This window comes from Chitinophaga nivalis (assembly GCF_025989125.1).
Taxonomy (GTDB): Bacteria; Bacteroidota; Bacteroidia; order Chitinophagales; family Chitinophagaceae; genus Chitinophaga; species Chitinophaga nivalis.
Genome location: NZ_JAPDNR010000001.1, coordinates 3,673,379 through 3,696,445, shown reverse-complemented (window position 1 = coordinate 3,696,445; position 23,067 = coordinate 3,673,379). Strand labels below are relative to the sequence as shown.

Genomic DNA, 23,067 nt, shown 5'->3' with positions numbered 1-23,067 from the left:
AAAACTGTTCAGCAGATTAGCATAATTTGCTACTTTTTATATTTTTGTCGGAACCTTAAAACAACCTTATGAATTTTAAAAGGACCAACAACCTGGTCGGTTGGGTGATCTGCATCATTGCCTGCTTTGTTTACATTAAAACAATGGAAGCTACCGGCAGCTTATGGGATTGCGGCGAATTTATCTCAAGTGCCTATAAAGTACAGGTGCCTCACCCGCCCGGAGCACCATTGTTCGTGTTGCTTGGAAGATTGTTTACTATGTTCCTGGAACCTTCCCAGGCCGCATTGGGCGTGAACCTGATGACTGCCCTGGCAAGCGGATTCACCATCCTGTTCCTCTTCTGGACCATTACGCACTTTGCCCGCAGACTCATGGTAAAGGCAGGTGAAGAGATCTCCCGTGAAAAGATGATTGCCATCATGGGCGCCGGCGCCGTGGGCGCACTGGCCTACACTTTCTCCGATTCATTCTGGTTCTCTGCCGTGGAAGGAGAAGTATATGGTATGTCCTCTTTCTTTACTGCCATCGTATTCTGGGCTATCCTGAAATGGGAACATGAAGCCGATGAGCCTTACTCCGATCGCTGGATTGTGCTCATTGCCTACCTCCTCGGATTGTCTATCGGTGTGCACTTGCTCAACCTCCTCACCATTCCGGCAATGGTAATGGTATACTACTTCAGACGTTTCAAAGTAACCGGTTGGGGCACCTTCTGGGCTTTCATCGTAGGTTGCGGTATCACTGGCCTCGTACAAAAATACCTCATCCAGGACACCGTTAAAGCATCCGGCTATATGGATGTATTTTTCGTGAATACCCTCGGTATGAGCTATTTCTCCGGCTTCATCTTCTACTTTGTATTTATTACAGCTATTCTGATCATCGGTTTCAGAAAGCCTAAATTCAGCATATACGCCCCACTGATCGTGATTGCCTCCGTTATCCTGGTACCGGCATTCAACGACGTTAGCGGTGGTGTGATCTTCATAAAATTCCTGCTGGCAGCATTTTTCCTGCTGATACCTTACCTCCTGAAAACAGTAGGTATCAAACTGAATACTGCTAAAACAGTACACATCAGCAGACTGACCATCTCCTTTGTGCTGTTCATGCTGCTGGGATACTCCACTTATGTTACGACCATGATACGTTCTACAGCCAATCCTTCTGTAGATATGTACAATGTAGATAACCCGATTTCACTGGTAGGTTACCTCGGCCGTGAACAATATGGCGACTTCCCGCTGGTATATGGCCAGGTATTCACCGCCCGTCCTGAATACAAGGAAGGCGCGAATATCTACGCCCGTGGCCCTAAAAAGTATGAAGTATCCGGTAAGAAAATGGAAGCCGTATATGCGGCGGAAGATAAAATGCTCTTCCCGCGTGTATGGGATGCCAGCAACGAACAAGGTCACGCAGACTTCTACCGTACCTGGTTAGGCCTGCAACAAGGTGAAAAACCTACCTTCGGCGACAACATCAAATTCTTCCTGCAATACCAGGTAAACTTCATGTACTTCCGTTACTTCATGTGGAACTTCGTGGGTAAACAAAATGATACCCAGGGTTATGGTAACGTAAGAGATGGTAACTGGATCTCCGGTATTCCGTTTATTGATAATTTCATTTACGGCGACCAGTCCAAAATGCCGGACAGCCTGAAAGAGAACAAGGCCCACAACACCCTGTTCTTCCTGCCTTTCATCTTAGGTATCATCGGCTTCTTCTATCAGTATAAAAACCATCGCAAGGATACCCTCATCGTATCACTCCTGTTCTTCTTTACAGGTCTGGCGATTGTGGTATACCTCAACCAGGCTGGTAACCAGCCACGTGAACGTGACTACGCCTATGTAGGTTCCTTCTACGCCTTCGCGGTATGGATCGGCCTCGGTGTACTGTCTGTATACGCTTTCCTGAAAAAGAAAACAAAGAACGCTACCCTCTCTCCTGCCCTGGCCACTATTCTTTGCCTGGTAGCAGTACCGGTACTCATGGCCGCTCAGGAATGGGATGACCATGACCGTTCTACCAAATACATCGCAAGAGATATCGCTAAAGACTACCTGGAATCCTGCCAGCCGAATGCGATCCTCTTCACCGTTGGTGACAACGATACCTATCCGCTGTGGTATGCACAGGAAGTAGAAGGCATCCGTCCGGATATCCGCGTGATTAACCTCAGCCTCCTGGGTGTAGACTGGTACATCGACCAGGCCCGCAAAACGGTGAACCAAAGCCCGGCCATCCAGATGAACTGGTCTGCAGATAAATATCAGGGCGAAAACCACAACTTCGTGCGGTTCTTCGATCCGGGTAACATCCCTGCTGAAAAATACTTCAACCTGAAAGAGATCATCAACTTCATGGGTAGCGATGATCCGAACAGCAAACTGTCTACAGAAGGCGGCGGATCTGAAAACTTCCTGCCTACCAGACAGGTCTTCATTCCGGTTGATAAGGCAGCCGTACTGAAATATGGCGTGGTAGCCGCTAAAGACAGCGCTAACATCCTGCCTTCCGTACCATTCAAAATCAGCAAAAACTACCTGGTGAAAAATGACCTGGCAGTATATGATATCATCGCAGCCAATGAATGGAAAAGACCTATCTACTTCACCAGCCCTACTGACCTGGGTCTGAATGAATACCTGCAAACAGATGGTCTGACCTATCACCTGGTACCATTACCTAAACCTACTGCCGTAGATCCGTTAAACCTGGATATCAACGCTAACGTAGGTGTGATGTATGATAACCTGATGCACAAGTTCTCCTTCGGAGGCGCGCAGACACAGGGTACCTACTTCGATGAGTCTAACAGAAAAATGTTGCAGTACCTGCGCCAGGCATTCACCAAACTGGGTGTAGCCTTGTCTCAGCAAGGTGGCAGCAAAGACAGCGCCCTGAATGTGCTGAAACACATGGATAAAAACATACTGGAAACCAACTTCCCGTATGCCATGACTTCTCCGGGCAACATGCATAACTATACATCTCTCCAAACCGTATACGCTTACTACATGGCAGGCGATGCGAAAAGAGGAGATGAAATAGCAGAGAAAATCATCCGGGATTGCGAACAGCAGCTGGCTTACTACCAATCACTCCCAGCCAGCAAAGTAACCAGCGATCTGCAACGCGACGGACAAAACGCGCAGCAGTTTGTGGCCTGGCTGCACCAGATGAAAACAGACTTTGGCAGCGGCGCCAAAAAACACAACACCCAGGAACAAGCCGTTCAGGTGTCTACAGACAGCAATGCAGTGAAAGATTCCGCTAAATAAGCAACACTGCCACCATATAAATAAAAAAGGCGACCATCATGGTCGCCTTTTTTATTTATATGATATATGGCTTACAGGTTGGTCACCATTTGACGCCAGAAAGCAGCGCTGGCCTTCACTTCCGGTACATTGTAATCCCATTTGTATTCGTATTCGGCAGAAAACAAGCCTTTGAATTTCTGGTTTTTCAGGGTTTCCAGCACTTTGCTGATCTGACATACCCCATTGCCCCAAACCAGGTCGTGTGAATCTGCTGTTTTATTATTCAGGTCTTTCATATGCAGGCTGATCACACGGCCATTCAGTTTTTTCAGGCATTCAACCGGGTCAAGACCGGAACGTACCCAATGACCGATATCTGCACAGGCACCCATCAGTTTACTTCTGCCTTCTACCGCTTTCAGCACACTTTCCGGACTCCAGTAAGGGCTCGGGTTAGGATGGTCGTGAATCGCCAGCTTAATATTATATTGATCGCAAAGAGAAGAAATCAGATCCAGGTACTCTGCCTGTGGCTCGCTGGTAATCACCTGAATGCCCATGCGGTTGGCAAAGTCAAACAAGGCGCGCCAGTCGGCTTCCGAATCCGGCACCACTACCCCGAATGCCATCAGTACTTTGTGTTTTTTCTTAAAGAGGCTTTTTACTTGTTCCTGTTTTGCCGGTGGCATATGATAATCCATTTTACCTTCAATGCCGCCACCAATTACCTGGCCGGGATAGGCTTCCACGAACTGGATACCGCAGCTATCCATTTTTTCCAGTGCTTCTGCCAGGGTGAAGTGGTTAAAGGTCCACGCCTGCGCTCCCAGCTTCCATCCCAATGCATCTGCCCTGGCCTGCGCCCCGGCAGATTGTGTCAATAATGCCATCGCCATTCCTCCAGCCAGCATAAATGCATTTCTCAGTTTTTTCATATAGATATTTTTTTGATGATTGAAAGTAATTGGTTTCAGCTTAAAATGCAAGTTTATTGCAGCAAAACCCCGGAAAGCGACTATCCCTTCCCGGCCGGATCTCTCCGGTGTAATCTTGCTGCATAATGCCGTATTATACCGGTATTTATTCCCAGGGCTTGCAACTTTGTCCTTTAAAAGTGCTATTTTTATTACAGAACTTGTGCTATGAGAGGAATAACTTTTTCCCGGTTCAATCCGGATGAAAACCAGAAACCGCCTTTTCAAAAACTACTGGATCTCTTTACCCAACTCCTTACCTATACAAGTGGAGATGTGTCAGAAGCACTACAGTGGCTCACCCAACTGGACAAGGAATATAATCTTACCGGTAAGGATTATGGCATCGGCGACTTTATCCAGGAGCTGAAAGAAAAAGGCTATATCCGCGAAAACGAAGAAAGCGGTAATATAGAAATCACTTCCAAAACAGAACAGACCATCCGCAAAAATGCCCTGGAAGAAATTTTCGGCCGATTAAAGAAAACGACGTCCGGGAATCATAATGTGCACCGATCGGGTATGGGAGATGAACTGAATGCAGAAACCCGCCCGTTCCGGTTTGGAGACAGTGTGGACCAGCTGGATGTAACCGCTTCTATCCGCAATGCGCAGATCAATCATGGTATCGATAGCTTCTCCATCCATCAGGACGACCTGGAAGTAAAGGAGACCGATTTCAAAACCCAGACCTCCACCGCACTGATGATCGATATTTCCCATTCCATGATTTTGTATGGGGAAGACCGGATCACGCCCGCCAAAAAAGTAGCGATGGCACTCAGTGAGCTGATTACCACCCGGTATCCCAAAGATACCCTGGACATCATCGTTTTCGGTAACGACGCGTGGCAGATAGAAATCAAAGACCTGCCCTACCTGGAAGTAGGCCCCTATCATACCAATACTGTGGCAGGGCTGGAACTGGCCATGGACCTCCTGCGCCGCCGCAGGAACCCGAACAAGCAAATCTTCATGATCACCGACGGGAAGCCTACCTGCCTGAAAACCGGTACCCAGTATTATAAAAACAGCTTCGGCCTGGACCGCAAAATCCTGAACCGGACCCTGAATCTGGCAGCGCAGTGTAAAAAGCTGAAAATACCCATCACGACTTTTATGGTGGCTACCGACCCGTGGCTGCAGCAATTTGTGCAGGAGTTCACTGAAACCAATAATGGCAAAGCGTTCTTCTCCGGCACCGATAACCTGGGCCAGTTCCTCTTCCGTGATTTCGAAAGCGGCAAAAGGAAATTCTATTAATCATCCTGGCGATAACCGCCATACTTTTTCATATTCGTAATCAGCAATCATCTTCCATGGATACTAGCATAAAAACATTAGGCGAGCTTAAAAAGAGTGGCTATAAACCCATCTCTGTCAAAGAAGAGATCAGACGTAACCTCATCAGCAAACTGAAACAAAAGGAAGCTACTTTTCCTGGTATCGTAGGATATGAAGACACAGTAATTCCGGATACCGAAAGAGCCCTGCTCTCCCGGCACAACATATTGCTGCTCGGCTTACGCGGTCAGGCAAAAACCCGGATGGCCCGGCAGATAACAGACCTGCTGGACGAATACATCCCCATTGTGGAAGGCTCAGAAGTAAACGACGATCCTTTCCAGCCACTGTCGCGCTATGCCCGTGACCTCATCGCGGAAAAAGGTGATAAAACGCCCATTGCGTGGCTGCCTCGCAGCGAACGCTATGGCGAAAAACTGGCTACGCCAGACGTTTCCGTGGCCGACCTGGTCGGTGATATTGATCCGATCAAAGCGGCCAACCTGAAACTCAGCTATGCCGATGAAAGAGTGATCCACTTTGGTATCATCCCCCGCTCCAACCGCGGCATCTTTGTTATCAATGAATTACCCGACCTGCAGGCCCGTATTCAGGTGTCCCTGTTTAATATCCTCCAGGAAGGCGATATACAAATCCGGGGCTTTAAGGTGAGAATGCCGCTCGACATCCTGTTTATCTTTACGGCTAACCCGGAAGACTATACGAACCGGGGATCTATTGTCACCCCGCTGAAAGACAGGATAGAAAGCCAGATCATCACCCACTATCCAAAAAGCATTGAGAACTCCCTGCTCATCACCGAACAGGAAGCCAATATTCACAAAGAACAGGAAGGCAAGGTACAGATCGCAGATATGGTAAAACGCCTGATCGAACAGGTTGCTTTTGAAGCGCGTAACAGTGAGTACGTAGATAAAAAGAGTGGTGTTTCCGCCCGTTTAACCATCGCCGCCTATGAAAATGCGGTCAGTGCAGGCGAACGCCGGTCCATCATCAATAAGGAAAAAGAAACCCACGTACGCATTGCAGACCTGCAGGCCATTGTACCTGCCATCACCGGAAAAATAGAGCTGGTATACGAAGGCGAACAGGAAGGCCCGTTACAGGTAGCCCATAACCTCCTGGATAAGTCCATCCGTACGCTGTTTGCCATTTATTTCCCGAATCCGGATTCCTTCAAGAAAAAGAAACAGGTGGCGCCGGTGGAAAATCCCTACCGCACCGTCATTCAATGGTTCGATAAAGGCAACTCCGTACAGTTACTCCAGGATATCAGCGATAAACAGTACGAAACCATCCTCAATAAAGTAGAAGGCTTAAAAGAACTGGTGAAATCCCGTTTCCCGAAAGTCAGCAACCGGGAATCCTTCCTCCTTATGGAGTTCGTTTTACACGGTCTTTCTTCCTATTCACTCATCAGCAAAAAAGTGGTAGAGAACGAAACCCGGTTCAGCGATCTGCTGGGTACCATGATGAACTTTAACATGGGGGCGGAAGAACAGGAAGAGTTTTAATAACACCACTATATACAACACGCATCTCCCGGCAGCACGCGGCTACTGTTCGCACCTGCCTGCCGGGAGATGCGTATTTATTTAAGCGCCGTTGATCATAGGGATTGTTTTTAATACTTCAGGTAGATGCCCACCGGTATTTTCATATAACCGGCGCCGTAGTAAAATACCCACCGGAGAAAGCCAGTGCTAAAAGCCAATACCAACAAGGATATACCATCATTACAAGCTACCCCTCCTCCCTTTTTTTCTTAAAATCTGCCGGCAGGTATTCCATTATTACCGCCTGATTTGTAATTTCCCTTTTCATTTTCCACGTAAAACAATAAAGGATGCGTACACTATTAGTATCAGCATGTACTATGCTCTCGCTCAGTGCCCTGGCTCAGAACAGCCAGCAGATGAAACCCGCAGACACTGAAGTATGGGAACCGGTACCCAAAGTAATTGTATCGGGTACAGCCACCTGTTCTGCGCCGGATGACGCCATCATTTTATTCGATGGCAAAAGCCTGCAGCAGTGGGAAAACGAAAAAGGCGGTACTCCGCAATGGCAGGTAAAAAACGGCGCGCTGACCGTGGTAAAGGGTGCAGGTATGATCAAAACCAAACAACAGTTCGAAGACTTCCAGCTGCACATTGAATGGCGTACCCCGGCGGTAGTGGACGGAGAAGGTCAGGGCCGCGGCAACAGTGGTGTGTTTCTGCAGGAATACTATGAGCTGCAGGTGCTGGACAGTTACAACAACCGCACCTATTCCAACGGACAAGCCGGTAGCTTCTACAAACAAAAGATCCCCCTGGTAAATGCCAGTAAAAAACCGGGAGAATGGCAAACGTACGATGTAATCTGGACGGCGCCCCGCTTCCATGCAGATGGCTCCCTGCAATCACCGGCCCGTGCTACCGTATTGCAAAACGGCGTGCTGGTACAAAACAATGTTACACTGGAGGGTCAGACCCAGTACATCGGTAAACCGTTCTATGAAAAACATGGTCCTAAATCCATCGCACTCCAGGATCACGGCAATCCCGTAAGTTACCGGAATATCTGGATCAGAACATTATAATCCGAATGACGAATGAAAGCCTGTGGATCTTCCGGTAAAACAAAGGTTGACCCGCAGGTATAAATTCGTTATTCCCCTACTCTATATTCAACGATAAATATACCGCATCGCTGATAGGGTTATCGTAATAGGCCGCAATAGGCTGAAATCCTAACGAAGTATACAATTCTATCGCCGGTTTCATATGGGCCAGCGTATCCAGTATAATGCGCTTATAGCCCAGTTTTTTACTTTCTTCAATCGCTCTCGCCGCCAGCGCTTTACCTACGCCATGGCCTTTAAACGCATCTTTTACAAAAAGACGCTTCAATTCTGCCGTACTGTTATCAAATGCCCGTACTGCCACGCATCCGGCCAGTTGACCATCTGCTTTAGCCAGAAACAACGCACCGGTAGGTGCAGCATAGGGACCTGGCAAATGTGCCATTTCTTCTTCAAATTGCTGAAAGCTGAGGTCAACATTTAACCAGTTGGCATATTCGCGGAAAAGAAACTTTGCCTGCTCCAGGCTGCCGGTATCTTCTACGGTTACTTTAATTACCTCTGTCATACCATTTCTTTATTTGGTTGCAAAAACGCAAACAGCCTTCTGACAACAGAAGGCTGCTAATGTCTGGCTTTGGAAACCGCCGTCGCTGAATAGAAAAATGCGATTCCCGGCGCCTTTATTTTCAATTACATGTATTAACCAATCATGTATTCGTGGAAATCATTTCGCCTTCTGTTTATTTCGCCCGGCTTATTTGCGGGTATGCAATTTAACATTAATTCATGTAAAAAGATCTATCTGAAAAAGATATTCTTTTCCGCTGTTTAAACTAAAATAACACTCACCTGCGAAACCCCGCCATACACGCCACAGTAGCTGCATACACTGCGTTCCAAAGGCAGCAGCCAACCGATCCGTAACCGGTTTTTACGGGCACATTGACCACATTTAATATTCAGTTCACATCAGACTGCTAAGTTTGCTATCGGATATGGAAAAGCTTTCTGACAACAAGCTGTTGCTATTGATAAAAGAGGGGAATCATCCTGCTTTCACAACACTGGTAAACCGTTACTGGGAACAGCTATACGTGTATACAAAATCTAAGGTCAGACAGGAAGCAGATGCCCAGGATATTGTACAGGAAATTTTCATCAGCTGCTGGAATAACCGGGCCACTTTATATACCGGCCAAAACGACCGGCTGACGGCCTACCTCTATCAGGCCGCCAGATACGCCATTATCAGCTACTTCTCCCGCCCCGGTAATACCATTTATAATGAATCCTTACTGACAGCCATCAGCGAGCATCAAACCGAAAATATCACGGAAACAGCGCTGCAACTGAAAGAGCTGGAACAACAAATACGCATCGAAGTAAACAAACTGCCGGAAAGACTCCGCACCCCCTATCTCCTTAGCCGCGATGCCAATCTGAGTCTGAAAGATATTGCACAGCAAATGTCGTTGTCAGAACAAACCGTTAAAAATAATATCAGCAGTGCCTTACGGGTGCTACGTACACGCCTGTACGAAAATAATGACCTGATAACCATCCTCGTGCTCATCACACATTTCTCTTCCTGATACGAGTTCACAATTCCATAACATAAAACAGCAGTACTATGATCCCCCAGCGGAGATATTATAGTTGTTATGGATCAGCAACAATCGCCAACCGGTCAGGCCCGGGCCCTGCTGCAACGTTATCTGCAGGGAACTACCACACCGGAAGAAAATAAAATAGTAGAACAATGGTACAACAGCCTGGGATTTCAGGCGATGCCGGATAGTGCGCAGCAAAAAGAAAGCATCCGGCAATCTGTACTGCAACAGGTAACCGCTCAAACGCAGCCCGGCAAAAATAAAAAAGCGGTTATCCGCCGGCTGTCGTATCAGCTAACAGCTGCAGCAGCGTGTTTGCTGCTGATAGTGGCGGGTATCCGTTATTTTACGACCAGCACCTCCGGCCAGCAACTGCCCGGTACTACGCTCTATGCAGGCAAACATACCAGGAAGAAAACCGTGCTGCCTGATGGCACCGTCGTTACGCTCAATGCCGCCAGCAGCTTGTATATACCAGCAGGTTTCGGAAAGGATGGCAGAAATGTAGCCCTCTCCGGAGAAGCATTCTTTGAAGTAAAGGCACAGCCGGAACAGCCCTTTCGCATTCACAGCGACCGCATGGTCACTACCGTATTGGGGACCTCCTTTAATATAAAAGCCTATCCCGGTGAAGAAACCAGTAAAGTGGCCGTCGTCAGCGGAGCAGTACAGGTGAAATTACCAGGACTGGCAACAGTACCGCAACGGCTGCAGGCCAACGAGTCCCTGCGGTATAATCCGGCTTCCGGCGAACAATGGCGGCTACAGGAAGCCGCAGCTGGTATGGCCCGCTGGCAACAACAGGTACTGGACTTTAACGATGCGCCGATTACAGATATCGTAGCGGAACTACGCCGCCACTATGCGGATTCCATCCGGTTAGTAGCCACACCAGCAGATACGGCTCACTATACCATCACCTTCCGCCAGGAAAACCTGGAAAACATACTACAGGTGTTGTCCGGCCTGACCGGCATCACCAGCCAGCATATAAACGGAACCGTTATTATTCATACTAAAACAGCAATGCAACACATGAAATAATACCCTCCACAAAAAAACCGGAAGTGCTACCAACACCTCCGGTTCAGACCTGCACACAAAGGATGTGCAGCATTTTTAACAGATTATACGGCAATTAAAAACACTACAAAAATGAGAAATTTTTACGCTGGTTGTATCAAACCGGCCCGAACTCTTTTTTCCAAAAAAATGAGACTTACACTCTTTTTCGCCATTTTCTCCACCACCATGGCTTCTGCAGCTCATATATCGGGCCAGTCCATGGAAACGGTAAAAGTGAATATTGCAGTAAAAGAAGTACCGCTGAAGCAGGTACTACACATGATAGAAACGCAATCTTCCTTTTCTATCGGATATGACATGAACAGTATTCCCACCGACAGCAGGATCAGCTACAATGCCACTGCCAAACCCGTGAGTGCTGTACTGAAAGAGCTGCTGAAAACCTTTGCGGTGGATATTGTACAGATAAACGACAAATACGTGCTGATACAACCGGCTATGGAAGCCCTGCGGCAGCAGGTACGCATCACCGGTAAAATCACGGACAACATCCGGAAAGAACCGATTCCCGGCGTAAGCATCAGCATCAAAGGTACCACCTCCGGTACCCAGACAGATGCAGATGGCCGCTTCTCTATTGGCTTTCCGGCCAACAAGGAAGCCATAACCCTGGTGGTGTATTCCCTCGGATTCAAAAAAAAGGAAATCGTCCTCCAGCCCAATAACAGCAACGGATTAAACATCGTACTGGAAGAAGACCGCCTCGGATTGGATGAAATTGTGGTAACCGGTCAGGGGGTAGACATCGCCAAACGGCGTTTATCCAGTAACGTAGTAAGCATCGGCGCCAAGGACATCGAAGACGTACCGGCAGGCAGACTGGATCAGCTGTTACAGTCCCGCCTCCCCAATGCCCAGATCAAACTTACCGGCGGCCAGGCAGGGGCTACTTCCCTCATTCGTGCAAGAGGAGTGAACTCCGCCTTAGTCAACTCTACCCCGGTCATCTATGTGGATGGTGTGCGTATGGACAACCTCAATACGGCATCAGCAATGGGTGGCGGCAGTACTCAGGGCGCTGCGATCAGTGCCATTGCTGATATCCCGATGGACAATATTGAAAAAATAGAATACATCAATGGCGGGGCTGCTACCACCCTCTATGGCTCCGATGCGGCCAATGGCGTGATCCAGATCTTCACCAAAAAAGGTGGCGCCGGGAAAACCACTATCAACGTGGAAACTCAACTGGGAGCAGAAACACCCACGACGGACTTTCTCCACTTTAAACGTACCAAAGAGCTGCTGATGCAGAATGGATTTTACCAGAAGCACCATCTTGGCATCAACGGTGGCCAGGAGCGTTTCGGATTCAGCTTCTCCGGTAATTACATGAATGCGCAGGGTACCCAGATCTTCGGCCAGAACAATAACCGCAAAGTGGACTTTAGTACCGGCTTCCGCGCCGGCCTGGGCAACAAGGTTACCTACGAAAGTTCCTTCACCTACGTTAACAACAAATACAAACGTAACCGCAATGGTAACCAGGGCGGCTATACGGGATTATGGTTTGCAGAAAGCGGCGCCTCTGCCATCACCGGCCCGGGATTCAAATCCAACCTCGATAGCCTCACGGATACGGAATTTGAACGAATGAAAAACTATGTGCATGAAGCAGAAAAAATGCAGGATAATGATATCACCATTAACCGCTTTCAAACTTCCCAGACGTTTAAATATACCCCGGTAAAAGGCCTGGTGATCAAAGCGGCAGGCGGTATCGATTACCGGGTACAGAAAAACCAGGTGATCACCACCAATAAATACCTCTCCTTCACTACCGGTAATCCTATCAAAAATGAAGGCAGCATCACCAACAATGACCGTAAATACCTCGGTATTACCCTGGAGTTAAACGCACAGCACGAGTTGAAAATAAATGACTTTTCTTTCGTTACCACACTCGGCGGCCAGTATTTCCGGAATGAAGACCAGCAGATGGCCTATAACGGCACGAATGTCCGGGATGGTGCACGCACCATCAAAGATGCGACCTCCAAGACCAGCGATGAGTTCTACCTGGAAGTAGTCAACTACGGCTTGTACCTGCAGGAAAACATCGGTTTCAAAAATAAATTCTTTCTGGACCTCGGTATTCGTGGAGACGGAAACCCTGCCTTTGGCAGCAACATCGGTATCCAGTATTATCCTAAAGCAGGTTTCTCCTATGTACCCAGCGCAGAAAATTGGTTCGAGGGAATTGCTCACGTCATTACGTCTGCCAAAATACGTGGTGGCTTCGGGATTGCCGGTAACCTGCCACCAGCTTTCTCCCATGAGCGCACCATCGCTTTCAAGGGCTATAACGGAGAGCAGTCGGCCTTCTTTGGCCAGACAGGTAACGATAACCTGAAACCGGAAAAAACACAAACGCTGGAAGGAGGTATGGATCTTGGTTTCCTGAAAGATCGCCTGCTCTTCTCTGTAGGATACTATAATTCTATTACCAGGGGCGCCCTGTTTAATGTACCACCTACTCCTTCTTCCGGTCAGCCCAACTCACAGCACTACAATGTAGGCAGCATCCGCAACAAAGGCTGGGAATTCAGTGTCACCGCCATTCCAGTAGAAACACAGCACCTCTCCCTCCGGGTGAATGCTTCTTTAAATACCCTGTATAACAACGTGGAAAATGCCGGTACGGTAGCGCCGTTTAACCTGAACGGATTCAGTTCCCGTACCATCCAGACCGTTGTACAACAAGGTTATCCGATTGGCTTCCTGAGAGGTAACTATGGTCAATTTGATGCCAATGGCGTGTACCTCCAGACCACCCCATTGGAATTCCTGGGCACCACTATTCCTAATCTTTTTGGCAGCTTCGGATTAAATCTCCGCTATAAGCAGTTTAATTTCTTCGCCAACGCCGATTACCAGAAAGGTGCCTATGCCAACTCATTCGACCGCCAGTTCCGCTTCAACTATGCGGCAGGCAATGAAGGCATTCCGCAGGCAGAAATTGATAAAAACGGCCGTAAAAACTGGCTCAATTTCACCAACATGTTCACGGAAAAAACAGACTATATCAAAGTACGGCTGATAGGATTGACCTACAACTGGAAGCCGGCCGTGTTTGGCAAAGTAGTAAAATCCGCAACCCTTGGATTCAGTGCGGTGAACCCGTTGAATTTTGCCTCGTCTTCCTTTGATCCGGAAGCCACCATCAGCGGCAGTGCACAAGGACAGGGAGGCGCTACTACCGGTGGCATCTCCTACTCCACCTATTCTGCTCCCCGGCAGTTCATCGGTTCCATCCGCTTAAACTTCTAAACAACATCAACATGAAAAAGTATATATCCGCTGCTATAATATCCGGGATGCTGGCCTTTTCCGGCTGCTCCGTACTAGATCCGAATGTGACAGAACCGGTTTTCCTGGAGAACACCAACGCCACACAAAGCTGGGTAGTAGGCATGCGCAGACAGCTGGCTCTTACCATGAACCAGGTGATCGTCAGCACAGAACTGGTATCTGACAATTATTATAATAACCGTACCCTTAGCAGTAAAGTATTTGATATTCCGCAGATCGATTATTTTGATCTGGATGTCAATAACCTGCAGGCAAACGTACATCGGTTAAGAGAAATGGCCGATTTTGGTCTGCTCAAAGTGTTACCATCCGATATCACTTCCACGGCAGCTGACTCGTCAGAAGCATATTTCAGTAAAGGATATGCCCATCTGCTCAGCGGTGAGCTGTTTGTAGCGCTGCCTGCCAGCAATGTCGGCCCTGTACTGACATCCAAAGAACACCTGCAGATAGCCATCAGCCAGTTTGATAAAGCCATTACCCTGATCAGTAATGATGCAAAGAGAACAACGGAAAAAGCCGCCTATACGCTGTTGAAAGCCCGTGCCTTCTATGCGCTCGGAGATGCAGCCAATGCAGCCAGATTTGCGGCATCTATACAAGGTAATACCCAGCTGCTGCTGCAAGTCAGATACGACGCAGAAAATGAAATCGTCAATGACATGCAGACGTATCTGTTTTCTTCCAATAACAATGAATTTGCGCCGCTTCCCCGGCTCGACTTCCTCGATCCTAAATACTACCACATCGTAACGTCCAAGACGGAGCAAAAGCCAGTCACCATTGTCAAGGCGGAAGAAGCATTCCTCATCCTGGCAGAAACACAGATTGCCGCCAGCAACCTGGAAGCAGGCCGCAATACGCTGAAACAACTGCTGTCCGACGTGGTACGTAACCGTCCTGTCGTATTTGTAGATGATAGAAAAGAAACCAGAAACGGCGGTAACCGTAAAGACTATCCGCTGACAGCCGTAAAAGTAAAGTTTGATGCCAGCGACAACACCCTGCATGAAAACTATGTACTGGACAGAAAAGCAGGTAACATCAAAGTATATACGATTTCCGGTACCCTGGTGACCGACAGCGATATCAACGCTGCCATCACCCAGGATCAGCTGTTATACCTCCTGTACCGCCTGCGCCAGGAAATTTTCATCGCCGAAGGCAGAAGAATGACCGACCTGGGTATTAAGTTCCCGGTATCACAAACCGAACAACTGAATAATCCGAATGTAAAACCGGAACATATCAAGGCACAGATTCCGGCCTTCATTCCGCTCGACAGGGGCATGGATGACTTTACCTATGACCGTGCCAACGGCGTGGTAACCATGAAGTACGACATGAATGCCGTACTGGTAAAAAACAAACATGCCAAAGAAATCTTTCCCTTTATCCAATAAACCACCTTACTAAAAAATATTTATGAAACGTATATTAATCATCGTAGGTGCATTAGCGTTAGTGGCCGTGAATACTATGGCGCAAAAAACAAAATATGTGGTCATGGTAAGCATAGACGGCTTCCGGCCGGACTTCTATACCGATCCCTCCTGGCCTGCGCCCAACATGCAGCAGCTGAAAAAGAGAGGTGTACATGCCACCGGGGTACGGGGTATCTTCCCGACCATCACCTACCCTTCCCATACCACGCTCATCACCGGCGCCACACCTGCTGTACACGGTATCTGCTACAACACGCCTTTTGAACCGGAAGGCGCCAGCGGACGCTGGTACTCCGAAAGCAAAGCCATCACCACAGAAACCCTGTGGGATGCCTTACATAAAGCCGGACTAAAATCTGCCGCTGTTTCCTGGCCGGTAACCGTTGGTGCGCCTATTGATTACAACATCCCGGAAACTTTTTCCCTCAGCAACCCATCCGACCGCCGCGCCCCTACCAGCGAGCAGTCTACACCAAAGGGCCTGTTTGAAGAAGTACAAAAGTATGCGACCGGCGAATTACAAAGCACGGATATGAACCTCCGTTACCTGGGCATGAATGAAACCCTGAGCCGGATGGCTGCCTATCTCATCACCCGTTATAAGCCCAACCTGCTGACGGTACATCTTCCCTGTACGGATGAAGTACAACACAAAGAAGGCCGCGAAAGCGACCACGTAGCGCTGGCGGTGGCGGCAGCAGACCATGGCATCGGCACCATCCTGGAAGCGATAGAAAAAGCCGGTATCAAAGACAGCACCACCATCATCGTTACCGGTGATCATGGTTTCGTGGATATCCATACCAGCCTGTCACCCAACGTATGGCTGGCTGCGAAAGGACTGGCCGGCAGCGCCGCCAATCCCGGCGACTGGAAAGCGCAGTTCCATAGTGGTGGCGGTTCTACCTTCCTCAAGCTGAAAGATAAAAATGATGAGAAAACCCTGCAACAGGTGAAAAAGATCCTGAGTGAATTACCGGAAGGCCAGCAGAAACTGTTCCGTGTACTGGATAAAGCCGCACTGGCGAAAGTGGGTGCCGACCCGGAAGCCGCACTCGCCCTGACAGCCGTACAAGGCATTGCTTTCTCCACAACGAAAGAAGGACCCGCCATGAAAAAAGCCAACGGTGGCGCACATGGTTATTTCCCTGATTTCCGCGAGATACAGACCGGTTTTGTAGCCGGTGGTGCTGGCCTGGGCAAAAACGTTACCGTACCGGTAATGGGCCTGGAAGATGTAGCGCCTTTAATTGCGCAGTTATTGGGTATTGAACTGAAACAGGCATCCGGTACCGTTTATCCCGGCATGCTGCAAAAAGATAAGTAACCATCCACTCCTGTGTAAACCAACCACACCTTCATCGCGCAGACACTATTGTTTGCGCGATTTTTTTATGGGTATAGTTCACTATCGCTCTTTCAGGATCAGCCGCCAACGCTATTCCTGATATATGAAGTTCACCGGCTTTCCGGAGTATGTCATACACAATAAAAACAAAACATAGACAACTAATTGAACAGCTGAAAAGTTATAGCACCGCCAATGCTTATCTTTTTGAAACACATTCTATAATCTTCAAATTAACTTCATGCGTTTAAGATTTAACCCAAAAATCGTCATCCCCATCATTACTGGCTTAATGTTCGTCGGGTTGAGCTCCAACGGCAACAACGACAAAGGACAACCTAAGATTCCTGTATTAGTAAAAACGAATAGCCCATTGCAAAGAATTTCCTGTTTTGGTGTAAAGCCATGGCTTGCCTCCGCTGTATATACCGGAGGTGAACTCGTTGTATATCAAGGCCGCCTTTACCAGGCTAGATGGTGGACGCAAGGAGAAACACCAGGTGTTAATATCGTATGGACAGATAAGGGTGCCTGTGACTAAAGCAGCTAATCAAAAGAGAGGGGAGATTCCCCTCTCTTTTGATTAGCTGGCGTACTTTCCAGTAACTAGTTTTATGGGGGAATGAGTACCAAAACAAAAAAGTCGCTACCAGAGCGACTTTTTTACTTTTATTGTGAGGTTCCGAGCGGATTCGAACCGCTGTACGAGGTTTTGCAGACCTCTGCCTAGCCACTCGGCCACGGAACCCTTTGAATCATTTGCCAGTGGCCTTTTCACCGCCGGCGCCCTGTTCGTTTGTGGGATTGCAAAAGTAGTAAATTTCTCATAATCACCAAATATTATTTAAAAAATATCTGAAAAAATATTTTGATAATTATGCAGAACAAAGGAATATTGAGGACCCAATAGGGAAATACTGATTTTGAAAATATTAAAACTGAGACAATGGATAAACGTATTGCTGAGTCAGAACTGATCATTAACAGCCGCGGAGCGGTATACCATCTTGATGTAAGACCGGAGGAACTCGCACACACCATTATCACCGTTGGTGACCCCGATCGCGTGCAGGGTGTGAGCAAACATTTTGATAAAATAGAAGGTAAATACCAACACCGGGAATTTGTAACACATACTGGCTACATCGGTAATAAACGTTTATCAGTGGTATCTACCGGTATTGGTACCGATAATATCGATATCGTGTTCAACGAACTGGATGCCCTCGTAAATATTGATTTCAATACCCGGCTGATCAAACCTGAACTGACTTCCCTGCAGATTGTTCGCCTGGGTACTTCCGGCGCATTACAGGACAGCATTCCGGTAGACAGCTTCGTGGTATCTTCTCACGGCCTGGGCCTCGACAACCTCATGACGTATTATGCCTACGAAAATACAACGCATGAAAAACAATTGCTGGAAGCCTTCCGCGGTCAGGTAGCATTGCAACCCGGCGGCCCCGCTCCCAGCCTCTTTACCGCCTCTGAAAAACTGCACCAGCACTTCAGAGATGGTTTTCATACAGGCATCACCGTTACCTGTCCAGGTTTTTATGCCCCTCAGGGCAGAGTACTGCGTGGTACCCTCTCCAATCCCAACCTGATCGACAACCTCACCAGCTTCAACTACGATCATCACCGCATCACCAACTTCGAAATGGAAACATCCGCCATTTACGGTATGGGACGTGTACTGGGTCATGAATGTTTGTCTATCAGCGCCATCGTAGCCAACCGTATCCGTAAGGAATTCACTAAGGATGGCGGCGCTGTGGTAGCATCCCTGATCGAAAAAGGACTGGAGATCATTGCCGGCATTTAAGCGGCGCAACAGCGCTTTTAAACGCCATTTTATCTTTTTATCTTTGTGACATGAACAATATCCACTTTTATAAATATCAGGGAACCGGGAATGATTTCATCATCATGGACAACCGGGAAGGACAATACGACTGGCTTACAGACGAACAGGTCAACGAACTGTGCGACCGCCGTTTTGGTATCGGCGCAGATGGATTGATGCTGCTGAACAAAAGCGAAGACTATGACTTTGCCATGAAATACTATAATGCCGACGGCCGCGAAGGCTCTATGTGCGGCAATGGCGGCAGATGCCTCGCGGCATTCGCCCATAAGCTCAACATCGGCAACGGACAACTCTCCTTTATCGCAGTAGATGGCCCTCATGAAGCCACTCTCGATGGCCACAACTGGGTAAACCTGAAAATGCAGGATGTGGATTTTGTAGAAGAAGGCCCGCTGTATTATTATCTCAACACCGGCTCTCCCCACTTTGTAAAATTTGTGGAAGATGTACAGGCCACCGAAGTATTTGAAGAAGGCCGGAAGATACGTTACAACGAACGTTTTGCCGCAGAAGGTACCAATGTAAACTTTGTGCAGCCTTTCGAAAACGGCATCTTCGTACGTACCTACGAAAGAGGGGTGGAAGATGAAACCTACTCCTGCGGAACCGGTGTAACAGCCGCCGCGATTACTTTTGCAGGCAAAGAAGAAAAAGAATATGTAGTGCCCGTACAAACACTGGGCGGCCAGCTGGAAGTACGTTTTACCAAAACCGGCGAACGTACCTACGATAACATCTGGTTATGCGGTCCCGCTACCCTGGTGTTCGAAGGCAGTCTGCATATCTGATTGCCCTGCGGTATACCATAAAAAGCACGAAGCGAACAATCAGATGGATTGTTCGCTTCGTGCTTTTTATGATGCGGCATTTAAGCCAGGCTATTCTGCAGGAACGTCTTTACAAATCCTACACATACCCGGCATAGATTCAGCGGAATATATTTCGCCGGACACGATAACCAGATAAATACAAAGTAATAAACCGGGTTACCAACTGCCCGTTTGGAAAATATCTTTTTCAGGTATTTCCAGACAGATACTCCTTTCAGCTGATGTATGCCCGTTGTTTCTTCATTCATCAATAACCGTACACGCGGATCGCTGGTCAGCTTAAATCCTTTCCGCTGCGCCCGCAGTGTAAACTCATAATCAGAAAAGTAATGCGGTAATAAAGCAGGACGGAAACCGCCGGTAGCCAGTAAGGCCTTCGCCGTCAGGAACAGGCCTCGTGTAGACAGGCAGTTAATATCCGCTATATTCGTAGCCGGTGTAAACGTCAGCTTTCGCCAGTCAAGCACTACCCCAATATCGGTCAGCTGACCGGTTTGTTTGCTGTAAGCCTGCGATAAAAGCAAGGTGTCCGGTGCTGTATGCATATAATCCACCCCTTGTTGCAGGTAATCCGGTGCAAATTCCACATCGTCATTGGCAATCAGTACCAGGTCTCCCTCCTGTAAGGTTTGCCCGCATATCCAGTTATACCCCTGTTGTAAACTGCCGCCCCACCACCAGTCGCCGGTACCGGTAATCACCGTGGCTGCCGGCAGCAGGGAAGTAACCATATCCGCCGTACCATCGGTGGAACCATCATCAATCAATACCAGGTGATAGTTGGTAAAGGTCTGCTGCAATAAAGAAGTTATAAACGTGCGGGTAATCTCTTTCCTGTTATGCACAGGGAGGAAAATAAATACTTTCGGCGCCATTACATCGGTTTCTTTAAAAAGTAAATACTGTTATCCCCCACATTCAATGCGTCAAAGAAACGGGTAATCAGGTAATTTATCTTCAGCCTGTGGATGCCGGCCAGGACCTTCATCTTCAACCGCTGGGAAGCTGTCCGGGGCATATTGGGTGTCCAGAAAACAGAGATCTCACCGGGTTTCGGATAAGCGGCCATATGCAGCCATTGGTAGTGCAACCATTCAGAATTCGTAATCGTAATACTTCTCTCCAGCTCCAGTCCGGCCGCTGCGGCGTACTTCTTCATGGATTTTTTGGAGAAGAGGTGCAGGTGGTAGGGCGTATGCCAGTGCGCCCATTTTTTCCCAAACAGCGTTACGCCCCAACCTTTCGCATTGGGAGTTGTGAGAATAGCCTTGCCACCGGGTTTCAGAATTTTGGCAATACCCTGCATGGAAGCCACCGGGTCGGTCACGTGTTCAATCACCTGGTCCATCGTCACATAATCAAAATAACCGGGCGTGTATTGTTCCGGGTCGAACAGGCCTACCTTGATGTTAAAGCCATACTTTTCTTCCACACGGCGGATATTGTCGTCTGCTTCCACCCCATGTACTTCACATCCCCGGTTCTGGTGGTATCCCAGCGTTTGGCCGAAACCGCAGCCAATATCCAGGATACGTACATTGGCAGGAATCCAGTGATAGGCGGCGCTTTTTAATCCGCCAAACCAGGCTTTCAGGCCACTCACTTTTTCAAAAGGTTCCCAGGCATTGATATCCAGGTGTTTCCTCGGATAGTATTTGGAATACAATTCCTGTAACATCTCCGGTGTAAAAGCACCTTCCAATGACAGGTGATCGCAATCATGGCATTTCCACATGGTATACTGTCCCGGATAACCATAACGGTTATCAAACATATCCGTGTGAAAAACGGCCAGATCACTGTTACAATACTTACAATTCATATATAGAATGACGATTACTATCGGTTAATCAATAAGCACAGTCTTACTTCCGCCGTCTTATCTTATTGGCCCAGCCATACAGCGTAGAGCTAATGTCGTCGGAAACACGGAACACAAGTATACCAAAAATAAACAGGAATGAAAATACAGCTCCCCGGATCATCATATCCAGAATAGGTTGTCCCACATTAGGCAGCCAGCAGGTACCCAGATAGGAAAGCACCGCCACTCCGATTGCTTTTGCCGTACCCACGGAAAAAGGTTGCAGCCCGAATTTCTTCCAGATAAACAGGCACCGGATGGTATTGAACACAAACATCGACAACAAGCTGGCGTATCCTGTTCCGATCAGCCCATATTTCGCAATCAGGAAATAGTTGAGCGGGAAAGACAGGGCCAGCAGAATAGCGGAGCTGAACAGGTCGAACCGCCACAAACGGGAGGTACTGAGCAACTGACTGTTCAACCCTGTTCCCAGGTCTATTACACGGGATATACCCAGGTAAAACACCACATACTTACCTACCCCATAGGCGGGAGGCAGCAAGGCAAAAATATCATCGATATTCAGCCAGATAGCCAGGAAAATAAACAGGGCGGCGATCAGTTGCAGCAAAGAGGATTTAATATAGATCTCCCCGATTTTTGCCAGGTTTTTATCCTTCCAGGACTGCGCCAGTACCGGTATCGCAATAGCAGCAATACTGCGCTGCGGCACCTGTATCAGGGTAGCCATATAAGTGGCGATACTCAGGTAGGCCACATTATTCAATCCTTTGGTGCTGGAGATGATCAACCCGTTGATATTCTGTGCCACCAGGGAAAACATGGTAGCGCCCAGCAAAGAAAGGGAATAGACGGCCATGCGGCGGAATAAGCGCCGGGTCACATTACTCACCCGGAAAGTAAAATGCAGCAGGTGATGCTTCCGCAAATAATATAATAGTATCGCCAGCGTGCCGGCAGAAGTGAGCGAGAATAACCAGAGAAACGTAGTAAAATTAATCACCCTGAACTTATACAGCACTATCAGCAGGGTGGTGACTACCCGCAGTACCAGCTCTTTCAGGAAGTTAGGCACCACCGTTTCATGCCGCGACCAGCTATAGCTCTCGAATAGCGCAAACAGCGTAAAGAACAGCACATAGGGATACAACATGTAGAAATACTCAATAAACAACGGTGAGTTGGTAGAATATTTCCGGATCACCAGGTCTTTAAAAATCAAGGTCCCCAATACGAACAATAAGAAGCCGGCAAAAGTAGCTACCAGCGACCAGCTGAGCAGGTCATTCTTTTTATCGGGCAGATGACTGTCGTAGTAGGGATAAAACCGGTTGATGGTGAGACCCGTGCTGAAAGTACAAAAAGGTACCAGCATCACCCCTATCTCCAGGAAAAGACGGGTAAGGGCATACTCATCATCTGAAAAAAAATGCGGAAACAGCAAAAGCGTATTGATCCCCCCTATCGCGAACCCGATATAAATCAGCACTGTTGATTGAATACTCTGATGTTTTACTACTCCCATTTATATATTAAAAAAATTTACGTTTATTATCAAATGTACAATATTACATTAAAAGCCAACAACCTTCAACAATTTAACTACCTTTGCGCC

General features: G+C 47.9%; 17 protein-coding genes and 1 tRNA gene. 12 read left to right on the top strand and 6 right to left on the bottom strand.

What is annotated here, in order from left to right:
- Window positions 1–68 precede the first annotated feature (68 nt).
- Window positions 69–3,293 (top strand): glycosyltransferase family 117 protein, encoded by a 3,225-nt coding sequence (locus OL444_RS14895; RefSeq protein WP_264732139.1) that lies wholly within the window; start codon window positions 69–71, stop codon window positions 3,291–3,293.
- 71 nt (window positions 3,294–3,364) lie between these two features.
- On the opposite strand, the gene OL444_RS14890 is transcribed toward OL444_RS14895, so the two are convergent.
- Window positions 3,365–4,210, bottom strand: coding sequence for a sugar phosphate isomerase/epimerase family protein (locus OL444_RS14890; protein ID WP_264732142.1), 846 nt, complete (start codon window positions 4,208–4,210; stop codon window positions 3,365–3,367).
- 207 nt (window positions 4,211–4,417) lie between these two features.
- On the opposite strand from OL444_RS14890, the gene OL444_RS14885 reads away from it, so the two are divergent.
- The 3 genes from OL444_RS14885 to OL444_RS14875 all read left to right on the top strand — a co-directional run bounded on the left by OL444_RS14885 (window position 4,418) and on the right by OL444_RS14875 (window position 8,138).
- Entirely contained in the window at window positions 4,418–5,512 is a 1,095-nt protein-coding gene (locus OL444_RS14885; RefSeq protein ID WP_264732144.1) for a vWA domain-containing protein, read from the top strand.
- 56 nt (window positions 5,513–5,568) lie between these two features.
- The gene (locus tag OL444_RS14880) at window positions 5,569–7,068 is read left to right on the top strand and encodes a sigma 54-interacting transcriptional regulator (RefSeq protein ID WP_264732146.1); all 1,500 of its coding nucleotides are present in this window, start codon (window positions 5,569–5,571) and stop codon (window positions 7,066–7,068) included.
- Window positions 7,069–7,400: 332 nt separating this feature from the next.
- Entirely contained in the window at window positions 7,401–8,138 is a 738-nt protein-coding gene (locus OL444_RS14875; protein ID WP_264732148.1) for a 3-keto-disaccharide hydrolase, read from the top strand.
- 76 nt (window positions 8,139–8,214) lie between these two features.
- Here the strand turns inward: OL444_RS14875 and OL444_RS14870 are convergent, their stop codons facing one another.
- Complete coding sequence (locus tag OL444_RS14870; RefSeq protein WP_264732150.1) at window positions 8,215–8,688, bottom strand: GNAT family N-acetyltransferase; 474 nt, start codon at window positions 8,686–8,688, stop codon at window positions 8,215–8,217.
- Between the two features lie 430 nt (window positions 8,689–9,118).
- Here OL444_RS14870 and OL444_RS14865 point away from each other — a divergent pair, with 430 nt between their 5' ends.
- The 6 genes from OL444_RS14865 (at window position 9,119) to OL444_RS31810 (ending at window position 17,465) form a co-directional block, all read left to right on the top strand.
- Window positions 9,119–9,715: an RNA polymerase sigma factor gene (locus tag OL444_RS14865; protein ID WP_264732152.1), complete on the top strand. Its 597-nt coding sequence runs from the start codon at window positions 9,119–9,121 to the stop codon at window positions 9,713–9,715.
- Between the two features lie 69 nt (window positions 9,716–9,784).
- Window positions 9,785–10,777: a FecR family protein gene (locus OL444_RS14860; RefSeq protein ID WP_264732154.1), complete on the top strand. Its 993-nt coding sequence runs from the start codon at window positions 9,785–9,787 to the stop codon at window positions 10,775–10,777.
- A 168-nt stretch (window positions 10,778–10,945) separates the two neighbouring features.
- The gene (locus tag OL444_RS14855; protein WP_264732156.1) at window positions 10,946–14,089 is read left to right on the top strand and encodes a TonB-dependent receptor domain-containing protein; all 3,144 of its coding nucleotides are present in this window, start codon (window positions 10,946–10,948) and stop codon (window positions 14,087–14,089) included.
- Window positions 14,090–14,100: 11 nt separating this feature from the next.
- Window positions 14,101–15,534, top strand: coding sequence for a hypothetical protein (locus OL444_RS14850; protein WP_264732159.1), 1,434 nt, complete (start codon window positions 14,101–14,103; stop codon window positions 15,532–15,534).
- Window positions 15,535–15,556: 22 nt separating this feature from the next.
- Window positions 15,557–16,903, top strand: a complete 1,347-nt coding sequence (locus OL444_RS14845) for an alkaline phosphatase family protein (RefSeq protein WP_264732161.1) — start codon at window positions 15,557–15,559, stop codon at window positions 16,901–16,903.
- Between the two features lie 262 nt (window positions 16,904–17,165).
- Complete coding sequence (locus OL444_RS31810; protein ID WP_307734878.1) at window positions 17,166–17,465, top strand: carbohydrate-binding protein; 300 nt, start codon at window positions 17,166–17,168, stop codon at window positions 17,463–17,465.
- A gap of 136 nt (window positions 17,466–17,601) precedes the next feature.
- Here the strand turns inward: OL444_RS31810 and OL444_RS14835 are convergent.
- Window positions 17,602–17,672: transfer RNA gene (locus tag OL444_RS14835), tRNA-Cys, on the bottom strand.
- Between the two features lie 198 nt (window positions 17,673–17,870).
- Between OL444_RS14835 and OL444_RS14830 the strand changes: the two genes are divergently transcribed.
- The gene (locus OL444_RS14830; RefSeq protein ID WP_264732163.1) at window positions 17,871–18,749 is read left to right on the top strand and encodes a nucleoside phosphorylase; all 879 of its coding nucleotides are present in this window, start codon (window positions 17,871–17,873) and stop codon (window positions 18,747–18,749) included.
- A 50-nt stretch (window positions 18,750–18,799) separates the two neighbouring features.
- Window positions 18,800–19,582, top strand: coding sequence for a diaminopimelate epimerase (gene dapF / locus OL444_RS14825; protein WP_264732165.1), 783 nt, complete (start codon window positions 18,800–18,802; stop codon window positions 19,580–19,582).
- 80 nt (window positions 19,583–19,662) lie between these two features.
- Here dapF and OL444_RS14820 read toward each other — a convergent pair whose 3' ends face one another.
- From OL444_RS14820 to OL444_RS14810, 3 genes are read right to left on the bottom strand one after another with little or no spacing between them, the layout of a single operon-like run.
- Window positions 19,663–20,499 (bottom strand): glycosyltransferase family 2 protein, encoded by an 837-nt coding sequence (locus OL444_RS14820; protein WP_264732167.1) that lies wholly within the window; start codon window positions 20,497–20,499, stop codon window positions 19,663–19,665.
- On the bottom strand, window positions 20,499–21,446 hold the full coding sequence (locus tag OL444_RS14815; RefSeq protein ID WP_264732169.1) for a class I SAM-dependent methyltransferase: 948 nt from the start codon (window positions 21,444–21,446) through the stop codon (window positions 20,499–20,501). Before OL444_RS14815 ends, OL444_RS14820 begins: the two co-directional genes overlap by 1 nt.
- 43 nt (window positions 21,447–21,489) lie before the next feature.
- Complete coding sequence (locus OL444_RS14810; RefSeq protein ID WP_264732171.1) at window positions 21,490–22,977, bottom strand: lipopolysaccharide biosynthesis protein; 1,488 nt, start codon at window positions 22,975–22,977, stop codon at window positions 21,490–21,492.
- Window positions 22,978–23,067: the final 90 nt, after the last annotated feature.

Excerpts from the sequence above, each read along its gene's own strand:
- OL444_RS14895 (WP_264732139.1), top strand. The coding sequence starts at position 69 with ATGAATTTTAAAAGGACCAACAACCTGGTCGGTTGGGTGATCTGCATC.
- OL444_RS14890 (WP_264732142.1), bottom strand. The coding sequence starts at position 4,210 with ATGAAAAAACTGAGAAATGCATTTATGCTGGCTGGAGGAATGGCGATG.
- OL444_RS14885 (WP_264732144.1), top strand. The coding sequence starts at position 4,418 with ATGAGAGGAATAACTTTTTCCCGGTTCAATCCGGATGAAAACCAGAAA.
- OL444_RS14880 (WP_264732146.1), top strand. The coding sequence starts at position 5,569 with ATGGATACTAGCATAAAAACATTAGGCGAGCTTAAAAAGAGTGGCTAT.
- OL444_RS14875 (WP_264732148.1), top strand. The coding sequence starts at position 7,401 with ATGCGTACACTATTAGTATCAGCATGTACTATGCTCTCGCTCAGTGCC.
- OL444_RS14870 (WP_264732150.1), bottom strand. The coding sequence starts at position 8,688 with ATGACAGAGGTAATTAAAGTAACCGTAGAAGATACCGGCAGCCTGGAG.
- OL444_RS14865 (WP_264732152.1), top strand. The coding sequence starts at position 9,119 with ATGGAAAAGCTTTCTGACAACAAGCTGTTGCTATTGATAAAAGAGGGG.
- OL444_RS14860 (WP_264732154.1), top strand. The coding sequence starts at position 9,785 with ATGGATCAGCAACAATCGCCAACCGGTCAGGCCCGGGCCCTGCTGCAA.
- OL444_RS14855 (WP_264732156.1), top strand. The coding sequence starts at position 10,946 with ATGAGACTTACACTCTTTTTCGCCATTTTCTCCACCACCATGGCTTCT.
- OL444_RS14850 (WP_264732159.1), top strand. The coding sequence starts at position 14,101 with ATGAAAAAGTATATATCCGCTGCTATAATATCCGGGATGCTGGCCTTT.
- OL444_RS14845 (WP_264732161.1), top strand. The coding sequence starts at position 15,557 with ATGAAACGTATATTAATCATCGTAGGTGCATTAGCGTTAGTGGCCGTG.
- OL444_RS31810 (WP_307734878.1), top strand. The coding sequence starts at position 17,166 with ATGCGTTTAAGATTTAACCCAAAAATCGTCATCCCCATCATTACTGGC.
- OL444_RS14830 (WP_264732163.1), top strand. The coding sequence starts at position 17,871 with ATGGATAAACGTATTGCTGAGTCAGAACTGATCATTAACAGCCGCGGA.
- dapF (WP_264732165.1), top strand. The coding sequence starts at position 18,800 with ATGAACAATATCCACTTTTATAAATATCAGGGAACCGGGAATGATTTC.
- OL444_RS14820 (WP_264732167.1), bottom strand. The coding sequence starts at position 20,499 with ATGGCGCCGAAAGTATTTATTTTCCTCCCTGTGCATAACAGGAAAGAG.
- OL444_RS14815 (WP_264732169.1), bottom strand. The coding sequence starts at position 21,446 with ATGAATTGTAAGTATTGTAACAGTGATCTGGCCGTTTTTCACACGGAT.
- OL444_RS14810 (WP_264732171.1), bottom strand. The coding sequence starts at position 22,977 with ATGGGAGTAGTAAAACATCAGAGTATTCAATCAACAGTGCTGATTTAT.